Consider the following 15,771-nt stretch of genomic DNA (forward strand, 5'->3'; position numbering starts at 1 on the left):
ATTACGAAATGATCTCGGAAATGTCACGCGGACATGGCCAGGTGCCGCCGACGTGGAGGACCCATCACGGTGGTCCGTCCATCGGCTTCAGCCCGAACGCGATCACACCCGCCTGACCTCCAGACCCGATCCAGCACCCGGCTACCGTGCGGTGAATTCACTCTTCTGGCCGCCTATTGCGCGTTTCTTAACGGCCACGCGGTCGCACCCTGAGATTCGACGGTCGGTGGCCCAGTCGCGGGGTCCGGACAAAGACCCCGCGACCAGCTACCAGCTGCGCCGACCCCGCACCCGTCAGGCGGCGTCGAGGGCCGCGGTGATCTTGCGGGCCATCGCAACCACGGCGGGACTGGACTCACCCTTGCGGGACCCGGCGGCGGCTTCGACGGCGACCAGGACGGTGTCGCGGAAGTTGTCGGCCTCGTCCGGATGCTGGGTGCCGAGCAGGCTCATGGCCGCGGTCAGGCTCGGCAGCACCTGGTCGGCGAGTTCGGCGACGGACTTGCCCGGCAAGTGGATGTCCTTGGACTTGGCGGCGAGCACATGCCCGACCAGCCCGGTCGCCGAGGTCAGGGCAATGGAGCCGTGCGTGATGCCTTTGTGCGGCGCACCGGAGGCGGCCATCAGCGACACTGCGCCGTAGGCGGCGGTGCGCAGGGTGCTCTTGTCCTGGTCGGTCAGGGTGATAGTGATGGACATGTCGTGTACTCCTCGAAATCGGTTGTGGCACTGTGTCGGTGCCGGTCGTTTTGTTCGATGTACACACTTTCGCCATGCTGACTGACAGCGACCTGACACACACCTGACACCCCCACTGACACCGCGACCGGCATCAACACACCAGCCAACCCGCTGACGATCACACAGGCCGAGACCCGCTGTGGCTCAGGACATCCTGCAATTGCGACCCAGCCATAGCTGGCGGCGGATACGCAGCAAAGTAACGGGCACGGCCCACTGCCGCATTGCCGATCTCGCGAACGCACTGAAATCAGCGTAAGTCGTTTTGTGTCAAGCGGTCCGGTCGGTGCCCTGTGGTCTGTCGTCGTCCCGGCATAGCGGTAATGGGGTTGATCCCGGCAGCGTGTAATCGGGTTGTGTGACGACAGGTCGGGGCTGCCCATGATTTCCGGCGAGATCACCAGGTGTCTCGATGCCGCGTGGGGCTCGCCCCGACCGACCGCTCGACGATCCGCCTGTTCAGGCGGCGGTCGAGATCATGGCGGCCTCGGTTGTGGTGGTGCCGTGGGTGGCGATGTGCGGGTTCCAGGGTTGTCTGGTGGTGACCACGGCGTGGAGTTGGCGCAGGATCGCCGCGGCGATCACGGCCTGAGCCTGGGTGGGAGTGAGCGGGTTCGTCTCTCGGGTGGTCAGATGCCGGTAGCGGGCGGCATAGACGGGGTTGGCGCGTTGGGTGCCCCACACGCCTCGCCAGGCAGCCAGCCGCAGTCCTGGGCGCCCGGCTCCGGTGAGCCGGGCGCGGCCGGTGAAGCTCCCGGATTTCTTCTCCCGGGGTGCAAGACCGGCGTGTTTGACTACCGCTCGCGCGGTCCGAAACCGTGCGGGGTCGCCGGTTTCGGCCAGGATCGCTGCGGCCCCCACTGCGGACAGTCCGACGATCGAGGTGACCAGCTCGGTGAGCCGGAGCTCGTCGAGCACGCTAACCATGCGGGTTTCGGTGTCGGTCAGGCGTCGCTTAGTGTCTGCCCAGTCTTCGAGCAGCAGGTGCACTCGTTCCAGCGCACCGCGCCGGTGGGCGAGCACTCCGGCCGGATCATCCAGTGCCGCAAAGAGTTTGCTGGTGATCCGAAAGCACGGTCGCTTCGCGCCCGCGCGGGTGACCTCGCCGCGGACGAGGCGTTCGAGCCGGTCTCGGCCCAACCGGCGGGTGCGGGCGAAGTCGGCGCCGCCGCGGCCGCAGATCACTCGCAGTGCTGCCATCCAGGTCCGGGATTTGAACGGCTGCTGGGCGGCTTCGAGCGCGGTCGGCCACACGCATTCGAGCAGGGCCCGGATCTGCTGGACTTGCGCTACCAGCTCGACCAGCAGTCGTTCGCGACGGGCACCCAGATGCCGCAGCCGACCCCAGGTTTCATCGACCGGCTCAGGTGCATAGCAGCGCAATTGCGCGGTCAACCGCGCGATCAGCACCGCGTCTTTGTCGTCGGTTTTGTCGGTGGTGAGATCCTCAGCACGACGCGACCAAGCGGTCATCGCTGGCTGCACACACGAACAACATGTTCCGGTCGGCGGCCAGCTGTCCCAGCACTCGCCACCGATGTCCGGTCGGCTCACACGCCACCGTCGCCCCGGTGAATCCCGCGGCCCCGGCACGGGCGCCGGCCCAGTCCAAAGCAGCACCCATATCCCAGGCACGGCAACGGAACGTCTTGCGGGCCAGCACTTTCGAGTCATGGTCACAGACCACGACCATCTGTTTGCGGTCGGCCAGATCAATCCCGACGATCGCGTTCTCGGGCGGCACCAACGCCCGCAGCCCGCTCATACGCATGTTGCGGTTGCGATCACCCCGGGACACACCGCTACCGTTACTCATGCAACGTCCTCCTGCTCTTTGCGATGGGACACCAAGCCCGACAAGCGCATCAGGAGGACGTTCCCCACGTCCAGGAAACCGACGCACTAAACGTCTTTCTATGCCGCGTGCCGGTCGTGCGTGAACCACAGTGGTTGAGGCACAAGCGATCTCGTCGAACGTCTTTCTATGCCGATATGCGCGCACTGATGCCGCCCGAAGCAGCCAGGGGCGGCCGCTCGATCCTGTGGGCGGGAGCGTGCTGCGTGCTAGCGGGTGGCGCCGAACGGGATTGTGTTGCGTGCGTTGCGCAGGATCGATGGCAGTCGTGAGGCGTGTGTGATCGCGCGGAACTGCCAACTGTCTTCTGCGGGAACGATTCCTGCCGACTGCATGGCGTCGAGTAGGTCGAAGAGGGTCTCGCCCTCGTACATGCGGCCGTCGGGGGTGAAGTGGTAGCGGTCGACGGCGGTGCATTGGACGAAGGTCCCGACACCATGGATCGCGGGCGCGGACTCGTCGTAGGGGTAGAACCGCAATGGTCCGTCGTGGTGTCCACTGCCGATGTAGCGGATGACTATTCGGGTTTCGCCCTCCGGTGTGATGTCGATGTAGACCTGCCCGGGCAGCGGGTCGTAACGCCAGTCCGGGATGGCGTCGAAGAACGCGAAGTTGTATGTGACGAACTCCTCCTGGCCGACCATCACACGACCGAAGGTGGTCGGATCCTTGTATCGGAGGTCGTCGGTGTACAACTCATTGTTGCGCGACATGTCCCGTGCCAGCCAACTCCACCAGTACTTCTTCGCCCATTCCAACATCCAGGCGATATCGACACCGAAGGTCTTGTAGTGCTGGATCTTTCGTTCGAAGTCGACGAACCATTGACGGGTCATGGCATTGAGCTCGTCCTCGGTGAGCACCGGGACCCGGCCGCCTGCGCGGTTGCCTGCCAGAAACTGCGGTAGCGGCTGCCGCAGGCGCGGTTTCGCCAGTGCCTGCTCGAACAATGCTTCGTCGAACATGTGCCGGCTCCTTCTTCATCAGGTGAACCGCCAACAGGAAACGGCCAATTCTAGTTCATGATGGCATGGCATCATTCTAGAATCAACCGTTTCCAGTTGGCGTTCGGGAGTCGAAGTGACAGAAGAAGGACCAAGCGGCGGAGCCGATATGTCGTCGCCCCCTACTGCCAGGCAGTGGCGCGGCCAGTCCTTGGCCGACCGCTCGCTCGTCCGCCGGCGGCAGCTGTTGCAGGCCGGATACGAACTGCTCGGCGTCGGCGGAGTCGCCGATGTCACGGTGCGGGCGGTCTGCCGACATGCCGAGCTGAGCCCGCGCTATTTCTATGAAAGCTTCACCGACACAGACGAATTGATCGTCACCATCTACGACGAATGCAATAGCGAACTCGCGTCCACTATCGCCGCTGCGGTGCCGCGGGCAGATCTGGCGGAGTCTGTGCGGACCGCGATCGATGCCGCGGTCCAGTATTTCGAGACCGACATTCGTCGTGTCCGGGTTCTGCTGCGGGAACCGTTGACCAGCCAATTGCTCGCCACGCGGCGAGCGGCCGTGGCACCGGCTTTCCTGACCTCTATCATGGCGGCCGCTGGGATGACCGACTTGTCACCGCTCGGCGACGCCGAACTCGCCATGTCCGCCAGTGCGCTGTCCGGCGCGCTGGTATCGCTGATGCTCGACTACACCGACCAGCGTCTCGCTGTCACCGCCGCCCAGGTCGCCGACTATGCGACCCGACTCGTCCGGGCCACCGTGCTCGACCTGTCGTTGCCGAAACAGACCGCGGACCCACATGGCATCGGCTGCGACGAATGACGGATCGAGCCGCAAATCATCCGGTAGTGCCGCCCGCGCGGGCGATTCGGTCGAGCCACAACCATTGAGCGGCAGGCAATCTCGCCGGAACGCTCGCTCATGCCCAGAATGCTCTGGGAGCTCACAGTCTGAACAGCCGACCGACCATGTCGGTTAGGTCATCCTCGGACATCGCGGTGCCGACCTCGATAGCAGGCAATTGCAGGCGGGCGGTGTCCTTACGAAGACGGTCGGTGAACATCCGGTCGCGTTCGAGCAGGTTCCGTGCGGCGCGCTCCGGGTTGCCTGTTCTGCTGGGGATTTCCCAGCCGCGCCGGTCGAACGAGGCCCGGCGGAACTCGGGCGTGGGCAGCAGCCACACGCTGTGGTCAACGGTAGTGAGCAGGGGCTCGACCAACCGTGGCAGCAGGCGGAATCCCTCGGCGATGACACCGGTTTCGGTGGACAAACCCAATAGGTCCTCGGCGATGAAATCGAAACCTTCGCCTCGGAACCAGTGGAATGTTTCCAGCATTGTCTTCGGCGGCCGGTTCACCCAGCGTTCGTCCATATCCATCGCGAGAAAGCTGCTGAGCGCGGGAGCGTCCTCCGGCGTGCTGCGCGCGGCATGGTCGCGCATCGCGTCGTCGGTCGAGTACACCTGCAGGCCGTACCGCGCCGCGAGATTCCGGGCGATAGTCGTTTTGCCGGCGCCGCTGCCCCCACCGATCCACCAGACGTGTCGTAGCCGTGCTCGCAGCTCAGCCGCAGTGCTAGATCGGGTGCCCATTCGACCGAGTATCCACAACCGGATCTGCCCGAACCAAGCACCATCGCGGCCATCAGCTCATGCTGCTCATCGAGCGCTTCTATGACAGCATTCGGCAGCCGACTTCAGCCTGCCTGCCCAGGACGTGTGGGATAACAGCCGGACAGGTCGACCAGGTGGCGAAGTCGTCGAAGGTTTCCTGGGGAGTAGGCAGAATCTGCGTTTTCGGTGTCAGTAGATGTAGACCACCGCGTTTTCACCGCCGGTGCAGGTAACCAATTGTCCGTCGGCGACGCAGTTCATTGTGTAGCTCCGGCCGGTGACTGGACTTGCCGCCACTACCGAGCGCGATGAGCGCGAGACGTTCGTGGCGGCGGATTCGGCGTAGGCCTTGCGAACCGCTTCCGCGAAACCGCAGCTGGTGACCGAGGATCCGGTAGCCGACTGGGTGAAGCTGCCTGCGACGGGTTGGCCGTTCGTGCAGTTCGTCGCGCCCGCGGGCAGGGTGACCGAGGTGGGTGCGGCCTTGGTGGTCGAGGTCGACGGCGACGTGGTCGAACCGCCGGCGGTGCCGATGGCGGCCGTCGTGGTCACCTGCGCACCCGCCTGCACATTCGCATCCCCGGATTTACCGGAGCCGAGCACCTGCCAGCCGATGGCACCGCCGACCGCAAGCACCACGATGACGAAGACGGTAACCATGATCGGCAACATGACCGATCGATCCCGCTGATACGGATCCGCGGGATCCTGCGCGTAGTAATCATTTTCGTAGTCGGGTTCGGCATAGCCCTGCGGCGAATACTCGGCCGGTTGCGGCGACGGCCGGTACGGGTTGGGCGCCGCATGGGCGGGACCTCGCGGCGGCTCGAATGGCGGTGTGCCGGAGAAGGGTTCCGGCAACGGGACCCGGCGCGTTTCCGGAGCGGACGAATCCTGTTGCGCGCCATACTGTTCTGGATACTGCCGCGCCGGGTATCGAGCCTCCGGGTACCCCGCTTCGGGGTAATGCGACTCCGGATACCGCTGAGTCGTCGGAGCCGCCGGATCACCCGGGTACCGCGGTGACGGCAAGTGCTGTGGAAACTCCGGTGGCGACTCCTCGTACAAATGCGCATCCGGAAACGGCCGCACCGGCCGACCGGGCGACCCGAACGGCGGACCGGCGGGCTGCTGCGGCGGCAACGGCGTGAACTGCAGATCGGCGGGCGAGACCACCGTCGGCCCGGTCGGATGGATCACCGCCGGAATCGTTCCCGTCGACTCCGCGGGCGACGCCGGACTGCGGTGCACCACAGCCTGATCCGACGGCCCGCGCGACGGATCGGGCGGCCGCACGATCAAGGTCGGCGTATTCGCTGCGGGCGCGGTGCCGAGTGCGGCCCTGGCCGCGCGCGCCAGATCCGTCGCGGTCGGGAAACGATCGGCGGCCTCCTTGGCCATGCCGCGGGCGATCACCTCGTCCATCGCCGCGGGAACTCCCGGTCGCTGCACGCTCGGTCGCGGCGGCGCCTCGGTGAGGTGCGACCGGATCAGCAGACTCATGCTCCCGGCCGGGAACGGTGTTGCCCCGGTTAGGCATTCGTGCAGTACACAGGCGAGTGAGTAGATATCGGCGCGCCCGGTAACCGGTCCGGAATCGAATCGCTCGGGGGCCATGTAGGTGTAGGAGCCGATGGCCGTACCCGCCTGGGTGACCGCGCTGTCGCCCTCGATATGGGCGATGCCGAAGTCGACCAGGTAGGCGAAATCCGCCTCGGTGACCAGGATGTTGGCCGGTTTCACATCGCGGTGCACGAGACCGTCGGCGTGCGCGGCGTCCAAACCGGCCGCGATCTGCTCGATGATGCCGATCGCACGCTCGGCGCTCATCGGCCCCTGATTGCGCAGGATCTCACGCAGATCGGTGCCGGGCACCAGCCGCATATCGATGAACAGCACACCGTCGATCACGCCCCAGTCGTGGATCGGGATGATGTGCGGTTCGGCCAGCCGGGCCGCCGCCTGCGATTCGCGACGGAAGCGCACCTGGTAGACCGGGTCCCTGGCGAGTTCGTCGGACAGCAGTTTGACCGCGACCACGCGGTCCTTCACCGTGTCGTACGCCTCGTAGACCTCGCCCATACCCCCTTTGCCGAGCAGCGCTCTGAGCTCATACGGCCCGAACCGACTGCCGACTCTCCATCCAGGTCCGTCCACCCCGTCACTCCTCCACATCCCGGGCAAAGATCGCCCATCACCAGCTCCGGGTATGCGCGATCCGGCTGCCCGTCAGCCTGTGGATTGTCCTGGTGCGACCACCCCGTGGTCAAACGCAAACACGATCGCGGCAGCCCGATCCCGCAGCTCCAGTTTGCCGAATATATGTCCGACATGGCTCTTGACGGTGACTTCCGAGATCCCGAGATCTCGTGCGATCTCGGCATTGACGCGCCCACGCCCGATCAATTCGAGCACCTCGTACTCGCGTGCCGTGAGTTCGGAGAGTCGGCTGGCGTCGCGAGTGACGGCAGGGCGAACCGTACGGTATGCGGAGAGCACTCGACCGGTGACCGACGGGTCCAGCCAGGCCCCGCCGACGGCAACCGTGCGGACGGCCCGGATGAGATCCTCGGCGGGCGAATCCTTCAGGATGAATCCGGCCGCCCCGGCCCGCAGCGCACCCGACAGCAGCTGGTCGTCGTCGAAGGTGGTGAGCACCAGCACCGGCGGCGCACCGTCGCGCGCACGCAGCATGCGGGTCGCGTCGATGCCGCCGACGCGCTTCATGCGCAGATCCATCAGCACGACATCGGGTCGGTTGGCCGCGATCGCGGCGGGCACTTCATCGCCGTCGGCACATTCGATGACCACGAAACCGTCGCGCCGCCGCAGGATGCGCCGCAGCCCGCCGCGGACGAGTTCCTGATCGTCGACGACCAGCACGGTGACCGTCTTCTCGCCACCGGCCGCAGCCCCTGTCGTCACGCGCCCTCCCCCACCGCACCGTCGCGCCGCATGTCACGCACGGCACTCGCGGCCCCGTGGATCACGTCGGGCAGACCGCACGACATCGACCAGGCCCGCGCGCCGCTGAGCGGGAATTCGGCTCGCACCATCCAGCCGTCGTCGTAGGGACCGGTCTTGATGCGGCCACCGAGCAGTTCGGCGCGCTGGCGCATACCTGACAGTCCCATCCCGCCGCCCAGATCCGGCGGCAATCCCTTGGGCAGCGAATTGTTCACGATGAGCCGGGCCACCGACGAGTCCACCTCCAACAGCACGGTCGCGGTCGCGCCGGGCGCGTGTTTGATCACATTGGCCAGGGACTCCTGGCCGATCCGATAGAGCGCGAGCCCGACCGCTGCGGATACCGCGGACAGATCCTCGGTACGGGTGTATCGAACATCCAATCCTGCCCCGGCGAAATCACCGACCAGATCATCGATATCGCGGATGCCGGGCTCCGGAACGAGTTTGGACGGCCGGGCATCGAGCAGACCGATGGTTCGGCGGATATCGGCCATAGCCTGCCTGCCGAGTCGCTCGGCATCGACCAGTGCGTCTACCGCTTCGTCCACGTCGCGGTCGGTCTGCAGCGCGTGCCGGGCGGCGGTCAGATGCAGCAGGGTGATGCTCAGCGAATGCGCGATGACATCGTGCACCTCGCGGGCGATCCGGCTGCGCTCCGCGTCGGCGGCGCGTTCGGCCCGGATCTGCTGACTCTCGCGTTCCTGATAGAGGAATTTGCGCTGGTACTGCAGCATCACGCCGACCAGCCAGCCGAGCGCGATCCCGACGATGTACATCTGCAGGCCCTGCAATCGCTGACCCGACACGCTCCACATCAGGTGACCGGCGGCGTCGAAGGCCATCAACTCGAGCACCGCGACAACCGCGAACAAGGCGCTGAAACGTTTTCGCACGATGGCCGCGACCTCGCCCACCATCACCACCAGGATGAACGGCGAGAAGTCGGACGACACCGGCTGGGTGAGCATGATCGCCGTCGCGACCAGGCCGGAGACCGCGAGCAGAATCGGGCTCGGCGTCACACCGAAGAAGCAGAACAGCGGCACCGAGAGGAAGACCAGGACGAGCGCCAGAATCGGCAGCGCGGTCGGAAAATATTCGTGCCGCTGAACGACCGCGCCGACACCGACCACCAGCAGAGCCGCATCGGCGCTGATCATTACCGAGGGCGGGTAGTCGAACGGCAACTCTTCGAGATTGCGGCGCAAGACCGCGACCGGGTTGCGTACGAAGGCAACGAACCGATCCCGGACGCGCCCACTCTCGCGGAACGGTATCGCCGGTTGGGCGCCCGCCGACGACGCGATGGCGTGGGTCACATCCATCCTGTAAGGCTAACCGCCAGGTCGGGGCCGGTGCATCGTGCTCGGAGCGGGCCGCGGCTCCTACCGCGGTAGGAGATCGATTCGCGTCCCTGGCACGAAGACACCGTATTTCGTTGTCCGTAGCGTGAGATCTACCAAAACACGGAAGGGCATATGCCATGTCCGATCATTTCGAGCGACCTGCAAGCAATCGCTACGGCCATCATTTCGAGCGACACAACAGTCGCAATGGATGGGAAGATCATCACCGTCGAACCGAGATCGTGCGCACCGTGCTCACCCGCGCGGCTATCGATCCGGCCAGTCCCGACCTGTTCGCGGAGATCCCGGAACTGGACCGGTTGTTCGGCGGAGCGGAGGGCCTCTTGCTCGCGTTGCGATATCGGTGGAATATCCATCTCGACGCGAAATTGGACCAGGCGCTGGTGCAGGGCCAATCCGCGGTCGAGGCCTATCTCGAACTCGCCGCCGAACAACCGGTCCTGCGCGCCGTGCTCGACGCGCAATATCGCCGCCGAGTTCAGGCAACCGAGGCGATGGCGCGGTAGCGCGCCGGTGCGACACTGCGGTGCGACACAATCGACCGAGATCGAATAGTTGAGAAAGAGGGTGGGGGACCGCCATGTCGGACCAGGCCATGCTGGAACTGACGGATATCACCAAGGAATATCGCGTCGGCGAACAGGCGGTACGCGCACTGGACGGCATCAGCCTGCGCATCGAATCCGGTGAATTCACCTCGATCATCGGGCCGTCCGGCTCGGGTAAGAGCACGCTGTTGCATCTGCTCGGCGCACTCGATACCCCCGACTCCGGGTCGATCCGCTTTCGGGGTGAGGAGATCGGCGGCCTCGACGACGAGCGGCAGTCCGAATTCCGCCGCCACCGTGTCGGTTTCATCTTCCAGTTCTTCAATCTGCTGCCGACCCTCACCGCTTGGGAAAATGTCGCGATTCCGAAGCTGTTGGACGGCACCGGATTGCGTAAGGCCAAGCCGCGCGCACTGGAACTGCTCGACCTGGTCGGGCTGAGCGAGCGGGCAGCCCATCGGCCCGCCGAATTGTCCGGCGGTCAGATGCAGCGCGTCGCGGTGGCGCGGGCATTGATCATGGATCCGCCGCTCATCCTGGCCGACGAACCGACCGGCAATCTGGATTCCAAGACCGGTGCGTCCGTCCTGAAACTGCTCGGCGATATTGCGGGCAACGGAAATTCGGTGGTGATGGTGACCCACGATATGGGCGCCGTCGAATACTGCGACCGGGTGATCACGTTGCGCGACGGGCAGATCGGCTCCAATGACAAGGTCGATATCGCCACGCGGACGGTGCGCGCATGATCGGCGCGGCATGGGATCGGCTGCGGCTGTTCAATATCGGTGAACTGCTCGCCCACCGCGGCCGCACCCTCATGTCACTGACGGTGATGTCCATCTCGGCATCGCTGCTGGTCGCGGTGTTCAGCATCTCCGGTTCGGTCACCGGTTCGGTGGACCGGCTCACCCGCAGTCTCGGCGGCAAGGCGGTATTGGAGGTCACCGGGATCACCGACGCGGGATTCGATCAGCAGGAACTGCAACGCATCGCGACCACACCCGGCGTCGACAAGGCGGTGCCGATGTTGCGCGCGCAGGTCGGATCGGGCGCCGATAAGGCGCTGCTGATCGGCGCCGACACCAGCATTACCGCACTCGGCAGCGATCTGGGCGGGCCGATGGCCGCGCAGGCGAGCAAATTGCTCGGCGTGCCGAACGGTGTCCTGGTCGGATCCGGGATGGGACGCGCCGAGGGGGAACAGTTCGCGCTCGGTTCTGGAACCGTCACTGTCGCAGCGGTTCTCGACAAGAAGACCTCCAAGCAGCTCAACGGTGGCCACATCATTGCCGCCCCGCTCGGGCTCACGCAGAAACTCACCGACCGCGTCGGGCGGCTGGACTCGATTCAGATCATCGCGGCCGATGGCACCGATGTCGGCCAGTTGCGCGAGACGCTGACCAAGGTGGTCGACGGACGCGCCGTGGTCGCCGATCCCGGGCTGCGCACCGCACAGGCCGGTGGCGCCATCCAGATCGTGCGGTACTCGACGCTCATGGCCTCGGCGGCCGCCCTTATCGTCTCGGCATTCCTGATCTACAACGCGATGAGTATGGCGGTAGCCCAGCGCAGGCCGGTGTTGTCCATGCTGCGGGCGATCGGCGGCAAACGCGGGCCGATGGTGCGTGATCTGCTGGTCGAGGCGGCGCTGCTCGGCGTGCTCGGCGGGCTGGGTGGCGCGGTGGTCGGCGCCGCCATGGGTGGTGTCGCGATCGACAAACTTCCCACCGCCATCATGCAATCGGTGGAGGCGCGCACCGAATATATGGTGCCCGGGTACGCGATTCCGGTGGCGATCGGCGCCTGCGTGGTGGCCAGTGTGCTGGCGGCCGCCATCGCGGCGCGCCAGGTGTACAAGGTCGAACCGATCGAGGCGCTGGCGCCGGTGGGGGTGGCGCGCACCGATACGACGAGTGCGGCACTGCGCTGGACCTCGATCGTGCTCGGCGTCGGCCTCATCGTCGGCGCGATCGTCATTGCCGAGGCCGATCTGGGCCGCATGTCGCTGGCGTCGATCTCGATGTCGTTCGCCGGGGCGGTGACGCTGTGCTTCGCTGCCACCGGACCGATCGTGCGGGCCGCCGCGGCAATCGCCGGACGCTTCGGCGCGCCGGGCACGCTCGGGGCCACCACCGTCGAACGCGCACCGCGGCGGGTCTGGGCCACCGCGATGACGGTGATGATCGGCGTAGCCGCCACCGTCGCGATGGGCGGGGGCTCGCGCAATATGGTCGATTCGGCCACCGCCTCCTTCGCGGGCTTCAGCGACACCGATCTGTTCGTCAGCACCAGCTCGATGGAGCAGTTCCCGACGGGTCCGTTGCTGCCCAATGGATTACGCGAGAAGATCGCCGAGGTGCCCGGGGTCGAGGAGGTCGGGCCCGCGCAGATGGCCTTCGCCACCCTCGGCACCGGGCGGGTGATGTTGCAGGGGTATCCGAGCGACGCGGACGAATCCGAGACCGGCTCGGTAAGTCGAGAAGTCATGGTCCACTTGGCCGCCGGGGACGGCGTGGCGATATCTCGGGATGTCGCGCGATCGCTCGGCGTCGACGCAGGGGCCGAATTGACCCTGCCGACCCCGACCGGCAACCACACCGTGCGGGTGCTGGACGTGATTCCGTATATCTCGGCCATCTCGGGTGTGGTCGTGATGAATCTCGACCAGATGCGCGCGTGGTATCAGCGACCGGGAGAAACCGTGCTCGCGGTGCATTTCCAACCGGGCGTGGACAAGTCGGCGGTGCAGGCTGCCGTGCGGCGCGTGGTGCCCGCGGATATCCACGTCGACACCGGCGCGCAGGCGGTCGTCGCCATCTCCTCCAGCCTGCGGCAGGGTTCGGCGATCAGCTACGCCATTCTGTGGATCGTGGTGTTGGTGGCCACCGTGGCACTGCTGAACACCCTGATGCTCTCGGTCCTGGAACGCCGCCGCGAACTCGGCGTACTGCGGGCCATGGGCACCAGCCGCAAATTCCTGCTGCGCTCGGTGCTCGCCGAGGCCGTCGGCATCGGATTCATCGGCGCGGCAATAGGTCTCGCGGTCGGCGCGGCGATCCAGTATCTGGCGACCGTCGCCGTCGGGCGCGCGCTGACAATCGACATCACGTACCAGCCGAGCCCGATGCTGCTGGTATACGGCACCGTCGCACTGGCATTGGCGCTGCTCGGATCGATCCCGCCCGCGTTGCGTGCGGCCCGGATGCCGATCGTGGAGGCGTTGGCGGTCGACTGAGTTCGATCGGGCTGCCGCATCACATGCGACAGCCCGATTGGTTTGTTCGGCAAGCGATTACAGCGGTGCTGCGTCCCACCATGCGGTGAGTGCGTCCTGGGCCGTGGGGGTCGGCGGGACGGTTTGTACCCCTCCGGCGGTGCCGTGGTTGCTCACGTACACCAGGAAATTCGAGCGGACCGGGTCGGATTCGAAACTCACTACCAGTTTGGCTGTGTGGTAGAACGGCTGGAGCGGGCCCGGCGGATCCTCGACGACCCAGCGGTGGGTGTTGACCGGGATTCCGCTTTTCTTACCGGCTGTTGCGACATTCGCGGGTAGTGCCTGGACCACGGCTCGGGCGTCGGCGGCGGAGGCGTATTCGAGGATGGTGTAGCTCATCTGCGTGGCGGCCAGGGTTTCGCGATGGCACTCCCATGCGGTGATCCAGGGGCTGGATTTCAAGAGTTCGTCCTCGATCCCCAGCGGCTCTCCGGCCTCCGAGGCCATGCAACGCGCATCTTGATAGGCCTCGCCGAAATCGTCTTTGCCCTGCGGCACCAGATTCGGAAAAAGCCTGCGGCTCTTGGCAAGTGCGTCGGACGGAGCTGCCGCTGTCATGGAGGTAACGGGTGGCGGCACGGCGGCATCGGGCGGGCCTTCCGACTCCCAGCCGACGACCACGAGCGTGCCCATTACGGCGATCACCGCGACCACGATGCCGACGACGATCCAGCCGACCAGCACGGCCGTACTCCGGCCATGGTCCGGAGTCGATTGCGGGCCAACGGCATTCGGCCCGAATGAGGGTGGCGCGGCACCGGGCGGCATCGCGGACGGCGGCTGCTGCGTCGGCTGGCCCTGTATCGACGGCCCCTGAGTCGGCTGGCCCGGAATCGGCGAGCCCTGCACCGCTGGGGCCTGCATTGGTTGGCCCTGTACCGGCGCGCCCTGCATCGGTTGGCCCTGCGCCTGCGGTGGCCCCTGCTGAGGCGGAGCTGCCTGCTGCGGTGCCGCCGGATACGCCGCAGCTTGCGGTGGCCCCTGCGTGGCCGGTACACCAGGCTGAGGTGGAGCCGCCGGATACGCCCCAGCCTGTGGTGGCCCCTGCGTGGCCGGTACACCAGGCTGAGGTGGAGCCGCCGGATACGCCCCAGCCTGTGGTGGCCCCTGCGTGGCCGGTACACCAGGCTGAGGTGGAGCCGCCGGATACGCCCCAGCCTGTGGTGGCCCCTGCGTGGCCGGTACACCAGGCTGCGGCGCAGGTGCCGCCGGATATCCCGTCGGCACCCCCGGCTGCTGCGCCTGTGGATAGGCCTGCGGCGCACCATATCCAGCGGGCCCGACCGCCTGCGCGGACTGCGCCGAGGCGGCCTGATCCGCACCGAATCCTGGTGCGGGCGGGGCGGATCCAACCGCCTGCCCCGGGTACACCGGTGGAAAGCCGGGATTCCCCTGCACGGCGGCAACCGGCGGCGCGGTCAATGCCTTGCGGGCCGCGGCGGCGAACTCGGCACATGTCGCGTACCGATGTTCGGGACGTTTGGCCATCGCCTTGGCAAGCACCCCGTCCAGCGCGGGATTCAAACCCTGGCGTCGAGTCGCCAATGGCGCGGCGACATGTTGCAGATGCCCACGGATGATGTCGTTCGGATCGGGCGCGTCGAATGGCGCCATGCCGGTGAACAGCCAGTACAGCGCGCACGCCAACGAGTACTGATCGGTGCGGTTGTCCAGCTTGGCGCCGGTCATCTGCTCCGGCGAGGCATAGGACAGGGTGGCACTGAACATGCCTGTCTGGGTCAGGTGCGTGGAGTCCTCACGCAACCGGGCGATACCGAAGTCGGTCAGGAATACCCGCTCGCCCTGCCCACCGCTGGAACGAGCCAGCAGGAAGTTGGCAGGCTTCACATCCCGATGCAGCACACCCATGCCGTGCGCGTAATCCAGTGCCGCCGCGACACCCTCGATGATCTGCACCGCCCGCTCCGGCGGCAGTGTCATCGGGTCGACGGTCGCCGCGTCGACGCCGTCGATGTACTGCATGGAGATCCAGAGCTGATTGTCCTCGGAGCCGCGGTCGTAGACGGCGACGATATTCGGGTGGTCCAGATGCGCGGCCAGATCGGCCTCCCGATCGAAGCGCGCACGCACCTCGGCGTCGGTGAACAGCTCCCGATTCAGCAGCTTCAGCGCCGTCTGCTTACCGAGGCGAGGGTGTCTGGCCAGGTATACCGAGCCCATGCCCCCCTGGCCGAGCAGCCGCTCCACGGTGAACCCGGCGAACACCTCACCGCTGTTCAGCAACGCGACCCCCTTCAGGTGACTGCGGCCCTCGGACATCGGTCGTCCGAGCGCGTAAACAGAGTTGTGAGCCTACCGGGTAGCCCCTTGGCCACGCTGTTTCGAATTCTCCGGGAAAATCGGCGAAACTATCAACAGGGCGTCAGCACCGTGTCGGCTCCTGGCATGACTCGGTGCTGATCGCGCGACGTCCGGTCACC

The 15,771-nt window shown here is 66.2% G+C and carries 13 protein-coding genes; 4 read left to right on the forward strand and 9 right to left on the reverse strand.

Going from position 1 to position 15,771, the window contains the following annotated elements:
• Window positions 1-294: 294 nt before the first annotated feature.
• The 4 genes from OIE68_RS22190 to OIE68_RS22205 all read right to left on the reverse strand — a co-directional run bounded on the left by OIE68_RS22190 (window position 295) and on the right by OIE68_RS22205 (window position 3,561).
• Complete coding sequence (locus OIE68_RS22190) at window positions 295-699, reverse strand: hypothetical protein (RefSeq protein WP_327101262.1); 405 nt, start codon at window positions 697-699, stop codon at window positions 295-297.
• Between the two features lie 501 nt (window positions 700-1,200).
• A complete protein-coding gene (locus OIE68_RS22195; protein ID WP_327101263.1) occupies window positions 1,201-2,214 on the reverse strand; it encodes a transposase in 1,014 nt (337 codons plus the stop codon).
• Complete coding sequence (locus OIE68_RS22200; RefSeq protein ID WP_327101264.1) at window positions 2,189-2,557, reverse strand: hypothetical protein; 369 nt, start codon at window positions 2,555-2,557, stop codon at window positions 2,189-2,191. Before OIE68_RS22200 ends, OIE68_RS22195 begins: the two co-directional genes overlap by 26 nt.
• Before the next feature lie 248 nt (window positions 2,558-2,805).
• Window positions 2,806-3,561 (reverse strand): nuclear transport factor 2 family protein, encoded by a 756-nt coding sequence (locus tag OIE68_RS22205; RefSeq protein ID WP_327101265.1) that lies wholly within the window; start codon window positions 3,559-3,561, stop codon window positions 2,806-2,808.
• Between the two features lie 148 nt (window positions 3,562-3,709).
• Between OIE68_RS22205 and OIE68_RS22210 the strand changes: the two genes are divergently transcribed.
• The gene (locus OIE68_RS22210; RefSeq protein WP_327101266.1) at window positions 3,710-4,375 is read left to right on the forward strand and encodes a TetR/AcrR family transcriptional regulator; all 666 of its coding nucleotides are present in this window, start codon (window positions 3,710-3,712) and stop codon (window positions 4,373-4,375) included.
• A 121-nt stretch (window positions 4,376-4,496) separates the two neighbouring features.
• Here the strand turns inward: OIE68_RS22210 and OIE68_RS22215 are convergent, their stop codons facing one another.
• From OIE68_RS22215 to OIE68_RS22230, 4 genes are all read right to left on the reverse strand, one after another.
• Window positions 4,497-5,144 carry an AAA family ATPase gene (locus OIE68_RS22215; protein WP_327101267.1) on the reverse strand — a complete coding sequence of 216 codons (648 nt, stop codon included), beginning with the start codon at window positions 5,142-5,144 and terminating at the stop codon, window positions 4,497-4,499.
• A gap of 210 nt (window positions 5,145-5,354) precedes the next feature.
• Window positions 5,355-7,322 carry a serine/threonine-protein kinase gene (locus OIE68_RS22220; protein ID WP_327101268.1) on the reverse strand — a complete coding sequence of 656 codons (1,968 nt, stop codon included), beginning with the start codon at window positions 7,320-7,322 and terminating at the stop codon, window positions 5,355-5,357.
• Window positions 7,323-7,394: 72 nt separating this feature from the next.
• Window positions 7,395-8,048, reverse strand: coding sequence for a response regulator transcription factor (locus tag OIE68_RS22225; RefSeq protein WP_327101753.1), 654 nt, complete (start codon window positions 8,046-8,048; stop codon window positions 7,395-7,397).
• 38 nt (window positions 8,049-8,086) lie between these two features.
• Window positions 8,087-9,460: a sensor histidine kinase gene (locus OIE68_RS22230; protein WP_327101269.1), complete on the reverse strand. Its 1,374-nt coding sequence runs from the start codon at window positions 9,458-9,460 to the stop codon at window positions 8,087-8,089.
• A 158-nt stretch (window positions 9,461-9,618) separates the two neighbouring features.
• Here OIE68_RS22230 and OIE68_RS22235 point away from each other — a divergent pair, with 158 nt between their 5' ends.
• The 3 genes from OIE68_RS22235 (at window position 9,619) to OIE68_RS22245 (ending at window position 13,288) form a co-directional block, all read left to right on the forward strand.
• The gene (locus OIE68_RS22235; protein ID WP_327101270.1) at window positions 9,619-10,008 is read left to right on the forward strand and encodes a hypothetical protein; all 390 of its coding nucleotides are present in this window, start codon (window positions 9,619-9,621) and stop codon (window positions 10,006-10,008) included.
• 74 nt (window positions 10,009-10,082) lie between these two features.
• Window positions 10,083-10,799 carry an ABC transporter ATP-binding protein gene (locus OIE68_RS22240; RefSeq protein ID WP_327101271.1) on the forward strand — a complete coding sequence of 239 codons (717 nt, stop codon included), beginning with the start codon at window positions 10,083-10,085 and terminating at the stop codon, window positions 10,797-10,799.
• On the forward strand, window positions 10,796-13,288 hold the full coding sequence (locus OIE68_RS22245; protein ID WP_327101272.1) for an ABC transporter permease: 2,493 nt from the start codon (window positions 10,796-10,798) through the stop codon (window positions 13,286-13,288). Before OIE68_RS22240 ends, OIE68_RS22245 begins: the two co-directional genes overlap by 4 nt.
• Before the next feature lie 57 nt (window positions 13,289-13,345).
• On the opposite strand, the gene OIE68_RS22250 is transcribed toward OIE68_RS22245, so the two are convergent.
• Complete coding sequence (locus OIE68_RS22250; RefSeq protein ID WP_327101273.1) at window positions 13,346-15,610, reverse strand: serine/threonine-protein kinase; 2,265 nt, start codon at window positions 15,608-15,610, stop codon at window positions 13,346-13,348.
• Between the last annotated feature and the right edge of the window lie 161 nt (window positions 15,611-15,771).

The organism is Nocardia vinacea (assembly GCF_035920345.1).
Taxonomy (GTDB): Bacteria; Actinomycetota; Actinomycetes; order Mycobacteriales; family Mycobacteriaceae; genus Nocardia; species Nocardia vinacea_A.